Consider the following 18,542-nt stretch of genomic DNA (forward strand, 5'->3'; position numbering starts at 1 on the left):
GCCCGGCCGCGGCCCTAGGGGGCGTCGTCGCCGAGGACTTCGCGGGCCAGTTCGCGCAGCGCCCGCCGGTCCGCGTCCAGTGCCCGCTTCCCGGCCTCCGTCGCCCGGTAGACCCGCCTGGCACGGCCGTCGACCACGCGCTGCTCGGAGGTGAGCAGCCCGTCGGCCTCCAGCCGGTGCAGCGTGGGATACAGCGTGCCCGGGCTGATCCCGTAACCGTGCCGGGCCAGTTCCTCGGTCATCCACGCGCCGTGGATCTCCTCCTCGGCCGCGTGGTGCAGGATGTGCAACCGCACCGCGCCCCGCTGGAACTCCCGCACCCGTTCCCACCTCCACGCCGCCCGACCGGCAGTGACGAAACCGATATCGGTTCCCGATCCTACGCCGCCGCCGCGGGCCGCCAGGGCCCGTCGGGGCACACCGCGCGGGGGAACGAGGGAGGGGCGGCGGCCGGCGCCATGGCTCGGTGGCCTTCGGCCCTGAACACGGCCGGAGCCATGCTCGAAGGCTTCGGCTCCGCACGTCGAGCGGAGGCAGGAGGCGTCGCACGAGCCGCCGCAGCCTCCCGGCTGCGGGACGTGGGCGACGGGCAGGGGCGGTCCTACGACGCACACGCCCGCGCCGTCGTCCAGGCTGCCGAGCGTGCCAGGAGGTCAGCAGGCAAGGACCCGGCCCGGGGCCGCGGCTCAGTGGCCTTCGGTGCCGAACAGCCGCTTGGCGAGGGGGTCCTGGCCCAGGAACCCCGTGAGCGCCGCCCGGTCCGGCGCGGTGGCGGGGCCGCGGCGGCCCACCGCGTAGGCCGCCGCCGCGTTGGCGCCGCGGGCGGCCGTCAGCGGGTCGTGGCCCTGGCCGAGCAGGGCCAGGAACGAACCGACATGGGCGTCACCCGCGCCGTTGCTGTCCACCGCTTCGGCCGGGAACCCCGGCACATGGGTCGGCGCCTGGCCGGGCGCGGCCAGCCAGCAGCCGTCCTTGTCGGCCCGTACGAGGACGCCGGCGCCCGGGGCCAGCCGCTCCCGCAGGGCCGCCGCCGCGGTGCGCGGATCATCCTGCCCGGACATCAGGCGGGCCTCGCGGGCGTTGGCGCTGAGCCAGTCGGTGCGGGCGAGGACCGGCGCGAGCACGGCCTCGGGGATGTCGGCGACCAGGGGCGCCGGGTCGAAGCAGACGGTGATGTCCGCCGGGAGCCCGGCCGTGAAGCCGGACAGCAGCGGGCCGTTGCCCGGCAGCACCAGCCCGTAGCCGGACAGCTGCACCAGATCACCGGGGCGCAGCCGGGCGGTGACCGTGTCGATGTCCGTCTGCGTCAGCGTGGCCTCGACCCCGAAGCTGGTGACGAAGGTACGTTCGCCACCGCCGTCGATCAGGGCCACGGTGAAGCCGGTGTCGCCGTCCGTGCGGATGGGCAGCAGCGTTTCGACGCGTTCGGCGGCGAGCGCGGCGCGGACGAGATCGCCGTACGGCCCCGTTCCGTGCAGCCCGGCGAAGACCGCTTCGGTGCCGAGGCGCCGGGCCGCGACCAGGGTGTTGAAACCTCCGCCCGCGGTCGTCTCGGTGCGGGTGCCGATGACGTCGCCGCCGCGTTCGGGCAGTGCGGGGATCTCGATCACCAGATCGGCGATGACGTTTCCGGCGAGGACGAGACGGCCGTTCATCGTCCCGCCTCCTGAAGGGCCGGGGAAGCGGAGCCGTGCGCGCTGCCCGCACCGGCGCCGGTGGGGCGGCCGAACAGCGCGTACACCACGGCGCCGACGACCATGGAGATCGCCCAGCCGAGGCCGTTCACGCCGAACCAGGTGCTGGAGAGCGGTCCCGCGAACCAGACGTCGCTCGCGCTCGTCGCGGCCTTGGTGAACAGCAGGCCGGCCACGATGGCGGCGGCCCAGCCGATGACGGCGGGCAGCCGGAACCCGCCCGAGTACCAGTACCGGCTGGTGCGGGTGGTGTCCATCAGCGCCTCGGAGTCGTAGGTGCGCCCGCGTATCGAGTCCACCGCGACCACCCCGATCCACGCCGAGATGGGCACGGCCAGCAGGGTCAGGAACGTCGAGAAGGGCCCGTAGAAGTCGTCGGCGATCAGCATGAGGTAGATGCCGCCGGCGAACATCAGCACCACGTCGAGGGCGACGGCGGCGGCCCGCGGCACCCGCAGCCCCAGGGTGATCATCGTCAGCCCGGCGGAGTAGGTGGACAGGTGGTTCGACATCAGCAGCCCGCCGAAGGCCGCGACGAGATAGGGGATCGCCATCCAGGAGGGCAGCATGGCGTTGATCGCGGCGACCGGGTCGGAGGAGGTGGCGAGCGCCGGGTCGCCCGCCGAGAGCAGCGAGCCGAGCGAGATCAGCAGCACGAGGGGGATGCCCGCGCCGAACGCGGAGGCCCCGATCAGCCGGCGGCCCGGGATCTCGCGGGGCAGGTAGCGGGCGTAGTCCGCCCCGGCGTTGGCCCAGCCGATACCGGTGCCCGCGGCGATGAATCCGATCCCCGCGATCACCCCGCTGGACGGTCCGGCGGGCGCGTCGAGGACCTTGGCCCAGTCGACGGTGGCGACGAGGAAACCCATCACGACCAGGTTGAGGACGCCGAACACGATCGTGGCCCACTTGTTGATCCACATGATGGTGGCATGGCCGAGTCCGCTGATCAGCAGCGTGCAGCTGATGAAGACCAGCAGGCAGACGAGGGTGAGCACGGTGTTCTGGCCGACGCCGAACGCGGTGTCCAGCATGGCCAGCAGCGCATAGGCCGCGGTGGTGGTGGTGATCGTCTCCCAGCCGACCCGGCTGAGCCAGGTGATCAGGGTCGGACCCGCGTTGCCCCGCTGTCCGAAGACCGCGCGGGAGAGGGTGAGCGCGGGCGCGCCGCCCTTCTTGCCCGCCAGGCTCAGGGCTCCCACCAGCGCGAACGAGCCGAAGGAACCGATGACGGCGACGAGTGCCGCCTGCCAGATGTTCAGGCCCCGGAAGGCGACGAGGGTCGCACCGAGCGGGAGCCCGAGGATGCTGATGTTGGCGGCGAACCAGGTCCAGAACATCTGGCCGGCCTGGCCGCGCCGCTCGTTGTCGGGGACCGGTTCGATCCCTCGGGTCTCGATGGCACCGACGCGATCGTTCGTCTTCGAAACGGCCATGACGGAACCTCCTTGCTGGATGCGGAAGGGCGGGTGGAACGAACGGAAAAAAAGGGGCGGGGAAAAAGGGGGCGGGGAAAAAGGGGGTGGAAGGGGGAGCGGCGGGGGCGCGGGGCCCCGCCGGGCTCCGGGTGTGCGGACGGCTCAGCGGAGTGCGAGCAGCCGGGCGGTCAGCGGTTCCAGGTCGAGGGAATTGACGGTACGCAGTGTCTCGACGGCCGCTGCGGGCAGCCCCGAGAGCCCGGCGACCGATCCGGCGACCGCACCGGCGATCGCACCGATGGTGTCACTGTCGCCGCCGAGGTTGGCGGCGAGCAGGGCGGCGCGCCAGGGATCGCCGTCGGCCACGGCGAGCACCGCGAACGCTGCGGGCACCGATTCCTGGCTTGCGACGCTGGTGCCGACGAGCGCGACGATCCGGTCCAGGGCCTCGGCCTGCGGAAGGTCCCGCACCAGGTGCCACGCCCAGTCGATCCGGGACGCGATGTCGGCCCCGGCGATCCAGTGCCCGCGCCGCGCGCCGGCCCGGGCCGCGGTCACCGCGGCGGTCACGGCGTCGTCCAGCGTGCCGCCGTCGACGCCCGTGCTGACGGCGGCGGCGACGGCGGCCGCGCCCGCGATCCCGATGCTCGTGTCGTGCGTGACCTGGCAGGATTCCACGACATGGTCCAGGAAGGTGTCCAGGGGCCGGGCGGCGAAGGCGATCCCGACGGGGGTGACCCGCATGGCGGCGCCGTTCGTCGTGCCGTGCCTGCCCGCCTCCTGGGTCGGGACGCCACGGGCCACCGCGTCCAGCGCGGCCTTGGTGGACGGGCCGAGGAGGTCGAAGGAACCCTTGGCCTTCATCTCCTTCTCCCAGTCCAGCAACTCGTGCGCGAGGCGCAGCGGGTCGATCCGGCCGCGGCCCTCGTCGATCAGCCGGCCGACGATGACGGCCTGGTCGGTGTCGTCGGTGACGGACCCGGCGGGCATGCCCGCGCTGACCGGGTTGTCGGGGCGGGCGGGCTCGAAGCCGGTGAGGGTGCCGTAGACGCGGACGATCTCCTCGCGGGACATCACCTGCGTGGGCATGCCCAGGGCGTCGCCGAGGGCGAGTCCGTAGTAGGCGCCGAGGGCGTGGTCGAGTCGGTCGGTCACAGTCGGCCTCCTCGGCCCGAGCTCACGTGCAGTTCGAATCTGGTGGGGTCGAGCAGGCTGGTGACCTGCTCGACCACCGAGCCGTCGGCGGCCCGGTACACCTGGGCGAGCCGCAGGAAGGACTCGCCGGGTGAGCGGTGCAGTGCGGCCGCCTCCGCTGCGTCCAGGCCGCGCACCGCCACCACGCCCTCGCCGGAGTCGGTGATGCGGCCTGCGGCGATCAGCGCCCGGTTGAGCGAGCCGCCGTCGAGGCCGCGTTCGGGCAGCCCGGCCAGTTCCCCGGTGGCCGGGACCCTGCTGTGTTCGAGCGATACGCCCCGTCCGTCGGCGAGCCGTCTGACCCGGTCAAGGGCGATGAACACGCTCGACGCGAGGCCCAGCTCGGCGGCCAGTTCGGGGTCGGTCACCTCCTCGAAGCGCAGGGTCTCGGTGGTCAGTTCGGTGCCCTGCTCGGCGAGGGCCCGGGTCCAGCCGAGGCGGTTGTCGAGCGGCGTTCCCTCATAGGTGACGAAGGAGCCGATCCCGGCGTGGGTGGAGATGAGCCCTTCCTCCCCCAGGACCTGAAGCGCCTGCCGCAGGGTGGTGCGGCTGACGCCGAAGCGCTGGGTGAGCGCGTGCTCTCCCGGGAGTCTGCTGCCGTCGGTGTGGACCCCGGCGCGGATCTCGTCGGCGAGGACGCGGGCGATGCGGTGATGCTTGTGTACCTGTCCAGGCATGTCTAGACAGTAAGGGAACAAGCCCGCTCCGTCCATAGCCGCCGGAAAACACGTACCTCGGTGACACGATCGTCCGGTCAGCGGACGAAGGCGTCGGCGGGCGCCGTGACGTACTGCGCGCGGGCGCCGCCGCCGTGCGAGTGGGGCAGCATGCCGAAGACCTCCGTCCTCAGCAGGCCCGGGGGAGTCTCTTACGGTTCGACAGCGCCCCGAAGTCGACGGGGCGCGGGGCTGTATTGACATGCGGCTCCGCCGCGCGGGCACGACCAGCCATGACGGTGCCGCAGACAACCGACGGCACAGCGCGGCACATCCGGCAGCGCGCTCAGCCGTCCCGGCACCGTCGGCTTCGTGCAGGCGGCAGCCCTGCCGTCGGCCTCCCTGACCGCCTGGCAGGCCCTGCACGACACCGCCCGCCCGAGCGTCGGACACACGCGTCGACGGACAGCTCGTGCTCATCCTCTGAACCGCTGTCCGCCGGACGGCGGGCCGTAGGGGGCGCGGCCTCCGCCCGGCAGTCCCTCGCTCGTCACGAAGTAGAACGCGGGCAGCAGAGCGAACGCGACGAGGGCGATCAGCGGTGTGATCAGGACGCCGAGGACGCCGACGACGCCGTAGACCAGCGCGCCCGTCCCCGATCGGATGATGCCGTGGCGCACATAGGCGGGCTCGACCGCGCTCTCCAGGAGTTCCGGCCTGTGGCGCAACTGGCGGTACAGGGTCACCCAGCTCAGGCACAGCGCCGCGGCGACGCCCGCGTAGAGCGCGACGGCCACCCTCGCGTCCGCACCCGAGACATCGCTCTGCACCGCGTCGGCGACCACCTCGGTGGGAAACGCGAGCGCCGCCGTCATGAACAGCACGAAGAGGTTCGCCGCGTGCAGGCCCCGGTCCATCACGCGGATCCGTACGAAGGCCTGGTGGTGGTTGAGCCAGATCACCGCGATGTAGCTGAAGGACGCCACATAGCCCAGATAGGCGGGCCACTGCCGCAGGAGCGCGTGCCCGAGGCCCCCGGCCCGGTGCCGAGGGGTGACCAGGCTGAGCACCAGGATGGTGGCCGCGATCGCGAGGACGCCGTCGCTGAAGGCCTCGGCGCGCGCCGTCTCCGAACGGTAGAACCGCGCAGGGGACACGGAGGGTTGGGCGGGCAAGGAAGGGGCTCCTTCTCCTCAGACGCCATGGCCTTCGACGCGACCGCACGGCACACCGCGTACGGTCACGCCCAGCATGCCCGACCCGGCCCTGCGAACCCGCCACCCCACCCCGGCGGCCACCAGCCCAGGCGACACGGCCGGGCGGACACATGCCTGGCCCGCGGTGAGCCGCGCTGTTCAGGCGGGCGCGAGTCGCGTTCGGCTCCGGCGGCTTCTACTTCATCTTCCTCGCCGTCGCCGTCGTGGCGCTCGTCGCGCGGCTGACCGGCCGCTGGAATCCGGGCGCGGGACAGGTCAGGCTCGGCCGCACCGGCCTCGTCGTCAACGTCCTCGCGGTGCTGTGGCTGCTGTTCGAGGCGGTCAACATCGCCTGGCCGCGCACCGAACTCGCCCCCGTCGGCGGCAGCTGGATCCAGGTCTGGGCCGTGGTCCTGGTCTTCTCGGTCCTCTTCCTGCTCGGCCTCGGCTATGTCCTGGCCGCCCGACCCCACACCAAGCTCGCCGAAGCCGTGCCGAGCCCGGACTCCCAAGAGGTGAAGACGTCCTGATGCCGTCCCCACTCTCCCCCGCCGTCGTCTTCGACCCCGAACACGGACTGCACATCCGCGAGGTCTCCCGGCGGCCCGCAGGCCCCGGCGAGGTCGAGATCGAGGTACGTGCCGCGGGTGTCTGCCACTCCGACCTGCATGTCGTCGCCGGCGACTGGCCGGCGGACCGTCCGCTGGTCCTCGGGCACGAGGCGGCGGGCGTGGTCACGGGCACCGGCCCCGGCGTCGCCTCCGTGCGGCCCGGCGACCATGTGGTGCTGTCCTGGTTCGCGCCGTGCCGCCGCTGCCGCCGGTGCGCGGCGGGCCAGGCATGGCTGTGCACCGGCACCAAGGCCGTCGCCAACACCCTCCCGGACGGGACCACCCCGTTCACCGGCGCCGACGGCGAGGAGATCTGGCCCTACCTCGGTCTCGGCGCGTTCACGGACCGTCTGGTCGTCCCCGAGTCGGCCGCCGTGAGGGTTCCCCGGGAGCTGCCGTTCGATGTCGGCGCGCTGCTCGGCTGTTCCGTCACCACCGGCGTCGGCGCGGTCGTCAACACCGCAGGCGTGCGCCCCGGCGAGTCCGCGGTCGTCATCGGCACCGGCGGGGTCGGCCTCTGCGTGGTGATGGGTCTGCGTCTGGTCGGCGCCGACCCCGTCGTCGCCGTGGACCTCTCCCCCGAACGCCTCGCCGTCGCCGAGCGGTTCGGCGCCACCCACACCCTCGACGGGGCGCGCGAGGACGTCGCCGCCTGGTGCCGGCGTGAACTGGGCGGGGTGGACTACGCCTTCGAGGCCATCGGCAGCCCCGAGGTCGTGGAGACGCTTCCCGGGATGCTCGCCGCCGGCGGCGCGGCCGTCCTGGTCGGCATGGCCGCCACCGACGCCACCGGCTCGTTCAACCTCTTCGACCTCGCCGACCAGGGCAAGCGCATTCTCGGCTGCAACTACGGCTCCAGCGTCGGGGAGATCGACATCCCGAAGCTGGCCCGGCTCCATCTCGCCGGCCGGCTGCCGCTGGACGAACTGATCGGCGCGCGACGCCCGCTCAGCGAGGCCGCTACCGCCTTCGACGACCTCAGGTCCGCCACCGGTCTGCGGACGATCCTCGTACCCTGACCGCCGTCCGGCGCCCTCCCCCGCTCCCCCGCATCCCCTCCTGGAGATCTCCATGTACGCCGTCACCGACCCGTCCACCGGGGAAGTCGTCGCCACCTACCCGACCGCCACCGACGCCGAGGTCGCGGCGGCCGTCGACGCCGCCCACGCCGCCACCGCCTGGGGCCGCGGGGGCACCGTGGCCGAACGTGCCGCGCTGCTGCGCCGCCTCGGCGACCTGCACGCACGGCACCGCGACGCCCTCGCCGCGAGCATCGTGCGCGAGATGGGCAAGCCCCTCGCGGAGGCGGAGAGCGAGATAGGTTTCTGCACCGAGATCTACCACTACTACGCCGACCACGCCGAGGAGTTCCTCGCCGACGAACCGGTCGACGTCACCTCGGGACCCGGCACCGCCGTCGTCCGGCGCGGCCCGGTGGGGGTGCTGCTCGGCATCATGCCGTGGAACTTCCCCGCCTACCAGGTGGCCCGCTTCGCCGCCCCGAACCTCGCCGTCGGCAACACCCTCGTCCTCAAGCACGCCCCGCAGTGCCCGGCCACGGCCGCGCTGCTGGAGCGCCTGGTGGCCGAGGCCGGCTTCCCGCCCGGGGCGTATGTCAACGTGTACGCCGACAACGAGCAGATCGCCGGCGTCATCGCCGACCCGAGGGTCCAGGGGGTGTCCCTCACCGGCTCCGAACGGGCCGGCGCCGCCGTCGCCGAGATCGCCGGACGGCACCTGAAGAAGGTCGTCCTCGAACTCGGCGGTTCGGACCCGTTCGTCGTGCTGGCCACCGACGACCTGGACGCCGTCGTCGAGGCCGCCGTGGCCGCCCGCCTCGACAACACCGGGCAGGCGTGCAACGCCGCCAAGCGGTTCGTGGTGGTGAAGGACCTGTACGACGCGTTCGTGGCGAAGTTCACCGTCCGGCTGGCGGCCTCTTCCACGGGGGCACCGCTCGCCTCGGTCGCCGCCGCCGAGACCCTGGCCCGGCAGGTCGACGCCGCCGTCGCGGAGGGCGCCACGCTGCACGGTGCGGGCGAGCGGCACGGGGCCTACTTCCCGGCGGGCGTCCTCACCGGACTCACCACCGGCGACGCCGCGGCCCGCCAGGAACTCTTCGGGCCGGTCGCGATGGTCTTCTCCGCCGCCGACGAGGACGACGCCGTCCGCATCGCCAACGACACCCCGTACGGCCTCGGTTCCTATGTGTTCACCACCGATCCCGCGCAGGCCGCGCGCGTCGCCGACCGCATCGAGGCCGGCATGGTCTTTGTGAACGGGGTGGGCGCGGAGGGCGCCGAACTGCCCTTCGGCGGTGTCAAGCGGTCCGGTTTCGGCCGTGAACTCGGCCGTCTCGGCATCGAGGAGTTCGTCAACAAGAAGCTCATCCGCACGGTGGGGTGAAAAACGCGGCACACCCGCGCCGCCGGGGTGTGCGGGGCGGGTGGCTCACACGAAGGGGCGTCGGCGGCGGTTCGGGGGCTTCCCTCCGGGGCCGGCGCGACAACGCCGGGACCTACGCCACGCGGGCACGCGGTGACGACGGCAAGGACAACACCCGCACCGGCCGGCGCCGGTACCTCGGCGCGGGCAGGGGGGGCGGGCGACCGCGGTCCCGCTGGGGTGCTCAGCAGGTGTGGCCGGCGCGCAGCCAGTCGATGTACTCGGCCACGGCGCGTTCGACGTCGTACTCGGGCCGGTACCCGGTGTCCTGCCGGACACGGGTGATGTCGAGGTAGCTCTTGCGGCCGGATCCGCCGGCCGGCAGGTCGACCCGGGCGTCGGGCACGACCTTCTTGATCGCGGCGATGACCTCGGCATTGGTCGTGGCGCGGCCGGAGCCGACGTTGTAGGTGCGGTGGTTGAGGTGTTCGGCGAGCTGGAGGAGCGCGATCGCCCGGCCGGTGTCCTTGGCGTAGCACAGGTCGATCGCGTCCTGCGCGTACGCGGGCCCGGGAAGGGTGGACAGGTCCGGCTCGGTTCCGCGGGCCGCGGCGTGCACGAGTTCGGGGGCGGCGAAGAACAACGCGCCGTGCGGGTCCCGTGGTCCCCAGACGCCGGAGATGCGGTAGTTGACGACCTCGATGCCGGTGGCGTCGGCCAGGTGGTCGTTCAGCAGCTCACCGATCTTCTTGAACGTGGGAATCACATGGAAGGAGCGCATCGGCAGGGGCAGGTCCTCGCTCAGGGGGCCCTCGTCGGTGACGCCGCCGTACACGCCGATCGTGCTCGCGACGCCCACGCGCCGCACCCCCCACTCCCGGGCGGCCTGCACCACGTTGAACAGGCCGCCCAGCGCCTTGCGTGCCGCTTCCACGGGCTGATCGGCGCTGGGGGGCCAGGGCATGGAACCCGTCGCGAGGTGCACGATGCCCGTGATCTTGTGACGTGCGCCGATGTCGAGCAGCGCCGTCAGGTCGGTGATGTCGCCCTGCTCCACCGTGACGTGGGCGGCGTCGAGGAAGGCCGGCACCTCGGCCTTGCGGCGCTGGACCAGCACGCAGTCCTCGCCCCTGTCCAGGAGCGCCCGCACGGTGTGGGAGCCGATGAAACCGAGACCTCCGGTAACCAAGATCATCTCTGTGTCCTCCTGACATCAAGCGGATCCTTGTTCCGGAAACAAAGATACGGAGCGTCGTTCCGCTTTGTCAACGGCGTCGATGCTCCTCCGGTCTCCGCAGCCACTGTTCCGCTACCAGGACTGGGGGTGCCCGTACGGCTCCCACCAGCCGGTCAGCCCCCGTAGTCCGAGGGCCAGCGCGCCGGCCGCGACGACTGCCGCCAGCCACGGTCGCCGGAACCAGCGCAGCGTCAGCAGCCAGGCGGCCAGGGGCACGACGGCGCCCCCCACCGCGATCAGAGGCAGATCGATGTAGAGGACTCTCAGGTCACGCCGCGTCTGCTCGAATCCGCCCTCGATGTTGACCCGAGCCATCGGCGCCCAGCAGACCACCGCCACAGCGGCACCGAAGGCCGCCACCAGGAGGCCGATGCATCCCTTGTTCTGTTCCTTCACAGTCGTCTGGGACGCACATGGCCGCCGCCGAGTTCCCGCGGGCGGGCGCGAGTCGGTGCCGTCGTCCGGCGGTCGACACGAACTGATGGGTGGGACAGGGACGTTCGGACGTAGGGTGGGCGTGCACGTCCACGCCCCGGCTGAAAGACGGACACGACTGATGACCGACCCCGCGGCGACGCCCGGCCCGGCGGCGCGCTCCACGATCGACACGTCCGTGCCGCACTCCGCCCGGATCTGGAACTACTGGCTCGGCGGCAAGGACAACTACCCCGTCGACGAGCAGGCCGGCGACGCGTACACCGCCGTCTTCCCCGGCATCGTCACCATCGCCCGCAGCAGCCGTGCCTTCCTGCGCCGGAACATCGAGTTCCTGGTCCGCGAGGCGGGAATCCGGCAGTTCCTGGACGTCGGCACCGGCCTGCCGACGGCCCAGAACACCCATGAGGTCGCCCAGCGCCTCGCCCCCGAGGCACGGATCGTGTACGTCGACAACGACCCGATGGTCCTCGCCCACGCCCGCGCCCTGCTGTCCTCCTCCCCCGAGGGCGCGACCGCGTATGTCGACGCCGATGTGACGGACCCGGAGCGCATCCTCGCGGAGGCCGCCGAGACCCTGGATCTCGGCCGTCCCACCGCGCTCGTCCTCAGCAACATCCTCGGACACATCGCCGACCACGATCAGGCCCGCTCGCTCGTCACCCGGCTCATGGACGCCTTGCCATCGGGGAGTTGTCTCTCCGTCAACGACGGCTCACGCGGCATCGACCCCGTCTTCGAGCGGGCCCAGGACGCGTACAACGACAGCGGTGCCGTCCCGTACACCCTGCGCACCGTCGAGGAGATCAGCGCGTTCTTCGACGGCCTCGAACTCCTGGAGCCCGGCGTCGTCCCCGTCACACGATGGCGCCCCGAACCCGGTTCGCCCACCGGAGAGATCATCGCCGAGCACGGCGGACTCGCCCGGAAGCCCTGAGCTCCGCTGGAAATGCCGCGATGGGCCATCGGTTGTCTGCGGCACCGTTGTGGCTTGTCGCGCGGTTCCCCGCGCCCCTTCGGGGCGCCAGCAGACTTCACTGGACCTGCTCAGCGGTCGGCGGGCGCCGGCCGGCGGGCCGGGCCGGAGTTCGACGCGCGGCAGACGGGACTGTGTGCGCACGGTAGAAGGGGCGGCGGGGGCGCCCCTGCCCGCGATCGGCGGGCGGCATACACCGACTCGCGCACGCGGGGAGAGCTTCATGACCGACAAGATGGCGCGGACCCCTGTCACTCCAGGCGTACTTGACGATCCACTGCGTAACCGCGGTGTGGGGTTCACACAGGCGGAACGGGCCGAACTGGGCCTGACCGGGCGGCTGCCGTCCGCGGTGCTGACCCTGGAGCAGCAGGCGCAGCGTGCCTACCAGCAGATGCGGGGCCAGGGCGACGACCTGGCCAAGAACGTGTACCTGGAACAGCTGCACGACCGCAACGAAACCCTGTACTACAAGGTGCTCACCGATCACCTGGTGGAGCTGTTGCCGATCGTGTACGACCCCACGGTCGGCGAGGCGATCGAGAAGTACTCCCATGAATACCGCCGCCCCCGAGGCATCTTCCTGTCGATCGACCGGCCGGACGACATCGAGGAGGCGTTCGGCACGCTCCGGCTCGGGCCCGACGACGTGGACCTGATCGTGTGCACCGATGCCGAGCAGATCCTGGGCATCGGCGACTGGGGCGTGGGCGGGATCCAGATCTCCGTGGGCAAACTGGCGGTCTACACCGCCGCGGCCGGCATCGACCCACGGCGTGCCGTCGCCGTGTCACTGGACGTGGGAACGGACCGTGCGGCCCTGCTCGACGACCCGCTCTATCTGGGCAACCGGCATCCCAGGGTGCGCGGCGCCGCGTACGACGCGTTCGTCGAGAAGTATCTGGAAGCGGCGTCGTCCCTGTTCCCCGGCGCACTGCTGCACTTCGAGGACTTCGGCCCCGGCAACGCCCGGCGGATCCTGGAGCGGTACGGCGGACGCCTGCGGATCTTCAACGACGACATGCAGGGCACCGGCGCCATCACGCTCGCCGCCGCGCTGTCGGCGGTCAAGGTCAGCGGTGTGCCGATGCGGGACCAGAAGCTGGTCGTCTTCGGAGCCGGCACCGCGGGCGTGGGCATCGCCGACCAGTTGCGCGACGCGATGATCCGCGACGGCGCCGAGCCCGGTCAGGCCACCGCACAGGTGTGGCTGATCGACAGACAGGGGCTGCTCACCCGTGACATGACCGACCTGCGCGACTTCCAGCGGCCCTACGCGCGCGACCCCGAGGACGTCAGGGGCTGGGCGAGGGACGCCGACGGCATCTCGCTGCTGGAAACCGTGCGGCGGGCGCAGCCGACCATCCTGCTGGGCACCTCCACGGTGCACGGGGCGTTCACCCGCGAGGTCGTCGAGGCCATGACGGCGGCGACCGAGCGGCCGGTCGTCTTCCCGATCTCCAACCCGACCTCCCGCATCGAGGCCATGCCCGCCGATGTGATCGCCTGGTCCGGCGGCAAGGCGCTGGTCGCGACCGGCATCCCCGTCCCGCCCGTGGAGTACGGCGGTGTGACCTACGAGATCGCGCAGGCCAACAACGCCCTGCTGTACCCGGGGGTGGGCCTTGGCACCATCGTCTCCGGTGCCTCCCATGTGACCGCGGGCATGCTGCTCGCCGCCGCGCAGGCGGTCGCCGACCAGGTCGACCCGACCGGAGCGGGCGCCTGCCTGCTGCCGCCGGTGGAAGACCTGCGGCGGTCGTCGGCGATCACCGCGACCGCCGTGGTCCAGGCGGCGATCGAGGAGGGCGGGGCGACCGCCAAGCCCGCCGACCCGGGCCGGGCCGTCCGGGAGGCCATGTGGGAGCCGGTCTACGGCGACGGGGCGGCCTCGTGACCGCGCGGCGCTCGGGCGCGGAGCGCACCGCGGAGGACCGGGCCCCGAAGATCCTCGACATCCCCGTCGGACTTGAGGCGACCGGCACCCGGCGGGAGACCGACTCCATGGGCGCCATCGACGTACCCGCCGACCGCTACTGGGGCGCGCAGACCCAACGGTCCCTGATCCACTTCTCCATCGGGGACGACCGGATGCCCAAGGCCGTCTACCACGCCTACGGCTACGTCAAGAAGGCCGCCGCGCTCGTCAACGGGCGCGCCGGACGGCTGCCCGCCTGGAAGGCCGAGCTGATCGGGAAGGTCGCGGACGAGGTCATCGCGGGCAGCCTTGACGAGCACTTCCCGCTGTACGTGTGGCAGACCGGATCCGGTACGCAGTCCAACATGAACACCAACGAGGTGATCAGCAACCGGGCGATCCAGCTGGTCGGCGGCGAGCTGGGCAGCAAGTCGCCCGTCCATCCCAACGACCACGTCAACATGGGACAGTCCTCCAACGACACCTTCCCCACCGCCATGCACATCGCCGCGGTCGAGGCGGTCCACGAACGACTGCTGCCCAGCGTGCGGGCGCTGGTCCAGGCCATCGAGGCGAAGTCCGAACAGTGGCAGGACGTGGTGAAGATCGGCCGCACCCATCTGGAGGACGCGGTCCCGCTCACCGTCGGGCAGGAGTGGTCCGGCTACGCCCACCAGCTGAGACAGGCCGTCGGCCGGGTCAGCGGATCCGCCGAGGGACTGCTCGAACTCGCCGCGGGCGGCACCGCGGTCGGCACCGGGCTGAACGCCCCACCCGGTTTCGCCGAGCAGGTCGCCGCCGAGATCGCGTCCGCGACCGGCCACCCGTTCACCACGGCCGAGAACAAGTTCGCCGCGCAGGGCGGCCTGGACGCGATGGCCGGGGCGTCGGCCGGGCTGCGGTCCCTCGCCGTGGCGCTGATGAAGATCGCCAACGACATCCGCTGGCTGGCCTCGGGGCCGCGCTGCGGCCTGGGTGAGCTGATCCTGCCGGCGAACGAACCGGGCTCCTCGATCATGCCGGGCAAGGTCAACCCGACCCAGTGCGAGGCGATGGTCATGGTCTGCATCCAGGTGCTCTCCGAGGACACCGCCGTGGCCTTCGCCGGTTCCCAGGGCAACTTCGAACTCAACGCCATGCGCCCGGTGATCATCAACAACTTCCTGCACGCGGCCACCATCCTGGCCGACGCGTGCACCAAGCTGCGGCAGTACTGCATCGAGGGCGCCCGGCTCGACCGTGACCGGATCGCCGCATTCGTCGACCGTTCGCTGATGCTGGTCACCGCCCTGTCCCCGGTCATCGGCTACGACAGGGCCTCCGCGATCGCGCACAAGGCCGAGGACGAGGGCACCACCCTGCGTGAGGCAGCGCTGGCCACCGGCGACGTCACCGCCGAGGAGTTCGACCGCGTCGTCGCTCCCGCCACCATGGTCGGCCCGGCCCCGCCGCACGGCTGAACCGGGCCGGGCGACCGCGGCCGGACACGGGGGCGGTCAGCCGGTGCGGGAGCGCAGGCGGCGCAGCATGCGGGCGTCCTGGAAGCCGACGCTGCGGGCCGCGGCATCGACCGTCGTGCCCTGGCCGATGAGGTGTTCGGCGCGTTCCAGACGGAGGGTCTGCTGGTAGCGCAGGGGGGTCAGGCCGGTGGCGCGGCCGAAGAGCCGGGTGAGGGTGCGCTCGCTCACGCCGACGGCCGCGGCCAGGGCGGGCAGCGGGAGCGGCCGGTCGAAGCGTGCGTCGATGATGTCCTGGGCGCGGTGCACGGTGTCGTCGAGATGGGAGCGGTGCCGGAACATCGCGCTCGACTGCCGCTCGTGTCCGTTGCGGCGGGCGTAGACGACCATGTCCCGGGCCACCCGGGCCGCGGCGGCCGGGCCGTGCCGGGCCGCCACCAGGTGCAGGGCCAGATCGATGCCGCTGGCGATGCCCGCCGAGGTGATCACCCGGTCGTCGGCGGTGAACAGCACGTCGCGGACCACGGTCGCCCTGGGATGGCGCAGGGCCAGTTCGTCCTGTACGTCGTGGTGGGTGGTGCAGCGCCGGCCGTCGAGCAGACCGGCCCGGCCCAGCGCCTCGGCTCCGGCGCAGACGCTGGCCACCGTCCCGCCCCGTGCATGGTGGTCGCGCAGCACCCGCAGGGAGGCGTCGGCGATGGCGGGGCTTCGGGCCAGTGTCGTCGTCCGCCAGCCGGGCACGACGATCAGGTCGTCCGGCTCCAGTGCGGGCCAGTCGAGCCGGGCCACGAGCGGCAGGCCCTGCGCGGTCGGGACCTGGGGCTCTTCGGCGACGTAGGCGAGCGTGTAGGGGTGCCCGAGGTCGGCGGCCGTGGAGAAGACCTGCGCAGGACCGGCCAGGTCGAGCACATGGACGCCGGGCACCAGGAAGAAGACGACATGGGTCACGATCCGGTCATGATGCCCGATGTGCTGCCGCCGCTTCCAGCCGGTCGATCGTGGTGAGGGTGGCGAAGCGCCCGGCGAGGGCGTACTCGGTGCGTCGGACGACCTCTTCGGCGGGCAGGGTCCGGGGGTCGGCGAGCAGTTCGGCGACGCTCAGGTCGGCGGGGGCGTCGGGGTGTGCGATGGGGTTGGTCGCGGTCGCGTCGGTGACGAAGGTGACCCGGTAGCCGAGGTCACTGGCCACACGGGTGGTGGTCTCCACGCACTGCTCGGTGCGGACGCCGCACACGGTCAGGTCGCGGATTCCGTGCTCGGTGAGGAGTCGCTGGAGGTCGGTGGTGGTGAAGGCGTTGTGCGAGGTCTTGTGGACCAGGGGCTCGCCGTCGGCTCGTTCGAGTCCCGCCATGAGCCGGACGTGGCCGAGTGCCGGGTCGAAGACATCGCCGCTGCCGGGCTCGGCGTGCAGGACCCATACGACCAGGTCCCCCCGCTCCCGGGACAGCCGGACCAGACGGTTCACCTTGTCGGCGATCTCCGGGTCGGAGATGGTCTCCCACAGCGGGCGGGCGCGGAAGGACTCCTGGACGTCGATGACGATCAGTGCTCGGGTCATGCCTTCAGCCTCCGGTGTCCGAGGGGGCCGGCGACAGTCAGCATCAGGTCCGACAGCGGACCGATCCGGTCACCCACGGCGGCGGCACGGCGGGCCGGGCCCGACCCTCAGTTCCTGCGGTCCCAACGGGCCCACACGGCGGGCGGTTTGCGGAAGACCAGGCCGCGGACGGCGGACGGCCGGTCGGGGTCGGGGCGCAGGCCGTCCAGGCGGTCGAGGCAGGAGCGCAGGGCGATCCGGGTCTCCAGACGGGCCAGGTGGGCGCCCAGGCAGTAGTGCGGGCCGTGTGCGAAGGCGAGGTGCTGCCGGGAGTTGGGGCGGCGCAGATCGAAGCGGTCGGGGTCGGGGAACACGTCAGGGTCGCGGTTGGCCGCTGCCAGCGACACCGTGACCAGGTCGCCCCGGTGGATGTCCGCGCCGGCCAGCCGCACGTCACAGGTGGCGTACCGGTCGACCACGGCGGCGGCGGGTTCCAGCCGCAGTGACTCCTCTATCGCGTTGTCCAGCAGCTCCGGTTCCGCCCGCAGCTCCGCCAGCCGCCGTGGTGCGTGCAGGAGGTGGGACAGAAGGTTGGCGATCATCGACTCGGTCGTCTCGATCCCGCCGAACAGCAGGACGGCCGCGTTGGCGGCCAGGTCCGGCAGGTCCAGGTCCCGGGCGGCGGTGACCAGCAGGGACCGGGGTGATCCGGCGTCCACCGTGGCGGCGACGGCTTCCCGCAGCGCCGCGTAGGCGGCGGGGCCCTCGGCACCGGCGGGACGTCCTTCGGTCAGCTCGTGCACGGACGTCACGATGGCCTCGTACCAGCGCAGCACCCGGTCGACGGGAACACCGTCAAGACCCAGTGCCCGCGCCATGGTCCTGGCGGCCAGCGGCCCGGCGAACTCCCGCCGCAGCTCGGCCTCCCCGCGCCCTTGGAGGCCGTCCAGCAGCCGGTCGGTCTCGTGCCGCACGGTGTCCGCGAAGGAGTCCCGGGCCGCCGCCGGACGGAAGGGGTCGGTGAACGGCCCACGGTGACGGGCGTGTTCGGCGCCGTCGACGGAGAGCATGCTGGGTCCCGTGATCCGCGCCGTGGTGAACCGGGGGTCGTCCACGGTGAACGTCTCGGCGTCCCGCATCACGGCGAGCGCCTGGGCGCGTGAGGTCACCATCCAGCCGCCCAGCGCCGCCAGCCACGCCACCGGGGCGGTGCCCCTGAGCCGGGCCAGATGCGGATGGGGGTCCTCGGCCAACTGGGCGAGCGTGATCATGCCACCAGCCTAGGCCAGTGAGCGGGTCGGTTCCCGCTCGTCGTGGCGGAGCGCTCCGTCGGGTCGGCCGGGGCAAGCTGACTCCGTCGGTTCGGCCCCGGGCGGGCGGTCGCCGTGGGGCGGCAGGCTCGCGGCCGGGTGCGGCCTGACTCCGTCGGGTCGGCCGGGGCGGGCGGTCGCCGTGGGGCGGCAGGCTCGCGGCCGGGTGCGGGTAGCGTCGTGGCTGAGCGCGCAGTTCCCCGCGCCCCCTACGGGGCGAGCTGACTCCGTCAGGCTGGCCCCGGGCGGGCGATCGCCGTGGGGCGGCAGGCTCGCGGCCGGGTGCGGCCTGACTCCGTCGGTTCGGCCCCGGGCGGGCGATCGCCGTAGTGCGGCAGGCTCGCGGCCGGGTGCGGGTAGCGTCGTGGCTGAGCGCGCAGTTCCCCGCGCCCCCTACCTTGAGTTTTTAGCTTTTAGGTGCGTTTTCTGTCGCGGTCGGTCTGTTGCTTCGTGATGACGGGGTAGCGCTGGCGTGGGGGTCGGTGGGTGCCTTGTGGGCGTCCGGGGCCTGGTCTGGT

17 protein-coding genes are annotated in these 18,542 nt (G+C 72.4%); 6 read left to right on the forward strand and 11 right to left on the reverse strand.

Annotated elements, in window-relative coordinates; all coding sequences use genetic code 11:
- Window positions 1-14 precede the first annotated feature (14 nt).
- The 6 genes from AC27LF_RS42715 to AC27LF_RS42740 all read right to left on the reverse strand — a co-directional run bounded on the left by AC27LF_RS42715 (window position 15) and on the right by AC27LF_RS42740 (window position 6,137).
- Window positions 15-320, reverse strand: coding sequence for an Rv3488 family transcriptional regulator (locus AC27LF_RS42715; protein ID WP_351731817.1), 306 nt, complete (start codon window positions 318-320; stop codon window positions 15-17).
- 366 nt (window positions 321-686) lie between these two features.
- On the reverse strand, window positions 687-1,655 hold the full coding sequence (locus AC27LF_RS42720) for a PfkB family carbohydrate kinase (protein ID WP_479661876.1): 969 nt from the start codon (window positions 1,653-1,655) through the stop codon (window positions 687-689).
- Entirely contained in the window at window positions 1,652-3,130 is a 1,479-nt protein-coding gene (locus AC27LF_RS42725; protein ID WP_479661877.1) for a purine-cytosine permease family protein, read from the reverse strand. The genes AC27LF_RS42720 and AC27LF_RS42725 overlap by 4 nt, the downstream gene beginning before the upstream one ends.
- A gap of 144 nt (window positions 3,131-3,274) precedes the next feature.
- The gene (locus tag AC27LF_RS42730) at window positions 3,275-4,267 is read right to left on the reverse strand and encodes an ADP-ribosylglycohydrolase family protein (RefSeq protein WP_479661878.1); all 993 of its coding nucleotides are present in this window, start codon (window positions 4,265-4,267) and stop codon (window positions 3,275-3,277) included.
- Window positions 4,264-4,983 (reverse strand): GntR family transcriptional regulator, encoded by a 720-nt coding sequence (locus AC27LF_RS42735; RefSeq protein WP_479661879.1) that lies wholly within the window; start codon window positions 4,981-4,983, stop codon window positions 4,264-4,266. Before AC27LF_RS42735 ends, AC27LF_RS42730 begins: the two co-directional genes overlap by 4 nt.
- Window positions 4,984-5,438: 455 nt before the next feature.
- Window positions 5,439-6,137, reverse strand: a complete 699-nt coding sequence (locus AC27LF_RS42740; protein WP_479661880.1) for a TMEM175 family protein — start codon at window positions 6,135-6,137, stop codon at window positions 5,439-5,441.
- A gap of 245 nt (window positions 6,138-6,382) precedes the next feature.
- On the opposite strand from AC27LF_RS42740, the gene AC27LF_RS42745 reads away from it, so the two are divergent.
- Genes AC27LF_RS42745 through AC27LF_RS42755 form a run of 3 tightly spaced genes read left to right on the forward strand, consistent with a single transcriptional unit; the run spans window position 6,383 to window position 9,175 of the window.
- Window positions 6,383-6,688: a hypothetical protein gene (locus tag AC27LF_RS42745; protein WP_479661881.1), complete on the forward strand. Its 306-nt coding sequence runs from the start codon at window positions 6,383-6,385 to the stop codon at window positions 6,686-6,688.
- Window positions 6,688-7,788, forward strand: coding sequence for a zinc-binding dehydrogenase (locus tag AC27LF_RS42750; protein ID WP_479661882.1), 1,101 nt, complete (start codon window positions 6,688-6,690; stop codon window positions 7,786-7,788). The genes AC27LF_RS42745 and AC27LF_RS42750 overlap by 1 nt, the downstream gene beginning before the upstream one ends.
- Before the next feature lie 46 nt (window positions 7,789-7,834).
- Window positions 7,835-9,175, forward strand: a complete 1,341-nt coding sequence (locus tag AC27LF_RS42755; protein WP_479661893.1) for an NAD-dependent succinate-semialdehyde dehydrogenase — start codon at window positions 7,835-7,837, stop codon at window positions 9,173-9,175.
- Between the two features lie 223 nt (window positions 9,176-9,398).
- Here the strand turns inward: AC27LF_RS42755 and AC27LF_RS42760 are convergent, their stop codons facing one another.
- On the reverse strand, window positions 9,399-10,349 hold the full coding sequence (locus AC27LF_RS42760) for an NAD-dependent epimerase/dehydratase family protein (RefSeq protein ID WP_479661883.1): 951 nt from the start codon (window positions 10,347-10,349) through the stop codon (window positions 9,399-9,401).
- A 114-nt stretch (window positions 10,350-10,463) separates the two neighbouring features.
- The gene (locus AC27LF_RS42765; protein ID WP_479661884.1) at window positions 10,464-10,787 is read right to left on the reverse strand and encodes a hypothetical protein; all 324 of its coding nucleotides are present in this window, start codon (window positions 10,785-10,787) and stop codon (window positions 10,464-10,466) included.
- Between the two features lie 160 nt (window positions 10,788-10,947).
- Between AC27LF_RS42765 and AC27LF_RS42770 the strand changes: the two genes are divergently transcribed.
- The 3 genes from AC27LF_RS42770 to fumC all read left to right on the forward strand — a co-directional run bounded on the left by AC27LF_RS42770 (window position 10,948) and on the right by fumC (window position 15,180).
- Window positions 10,948-11,763, forward strand: coding sequence for an SAM-dependent methyltransferase (locus tag AC27LF_RS42770; RefSeq protein WP_479661885.1), 816 nt, complete (start codon window positions 10,948-10,950; stop codon window positions 11,761-11,763).
- A 262-nt stretch (window positions 11,764-12,025) separates the two neighbouring features.
- On the forward strand, window positions 12,026-13,699 hold the full coding sequence (locus AC27LF_RS42775; RefSeq protein ID WP_479661886.1) for an NAD-dependent malic enzyme: 1,674 nt from the start codon (window positions 12,026-12,028) through the stop codon (window positions 13,697-13,699).
- Window positions 13,696-15,180, forward strand: coding sequence for a class II fumarate hydratase (gene fumC / locus AC27LF_RS42780; RefSeq protein ID WP_479661887.1), 1,485 nt, complete (start codon window positions 13,696-13,698; stop codon window positions 15,178-15,180). Before AC27LF_RS42775 ends, fumC begins: the two co-directional genes overlap by 4 nt.
- 36 nt (window positions 15,181-15,216) lie before the next feature.
- On the opposite strand, the gene AC27LF_RS42785 is transcribed toward fumC, so the two are convergent.
- The 3 genes from AC27LF_RS42785 to AC27LF_RS42795 all read right to left on the reverse strand — a co-directional run bounded on the left by AC27LF_RS42785 (window position 15,217) and on the right by AC27LF_RS42795 (window position 17,985).
- A complete protein-coding gene (locus AC27LF_RS42785; protein WP_479661888.1) occupies window positions 15,217-16,125 on the reverse strand; it encodes a GlxA family transcriptional regulator in 909 nt (302 codons plus the stop codon).
- 7 nt (window positions 16,126-16,132) lie between these two features.
- Window positions 16,133-16,735 carry a cysteine hydrolase family protein gene (locus AC27LF_RS42790; RefSeq protein WP_479661889.1) on the reverse strand — a complete coding sequence of 201 codons (603 nt, stop codon included), beginning with the start codon at window positions 16,733-16,735 and terminating at the stop codon, window positions 16,133-16,135.
- 107 nt (window positions 16,736-16,842) lie between these two features.
- Entirely contained in the window at window positions 16,843-17,985 is a 1,143-nt protein-coding gene (locus tag AC27LF_RS42795; protein WP_479661890.1) for a cytochrome P450, read from the reverse strand.
- Window positions 17,986-18,542: the final 557 nt, after the last annotated feature.

The sequence above is a fragment of the Streptomyces diversicolor genome (genome assembly GCF_057537855.1).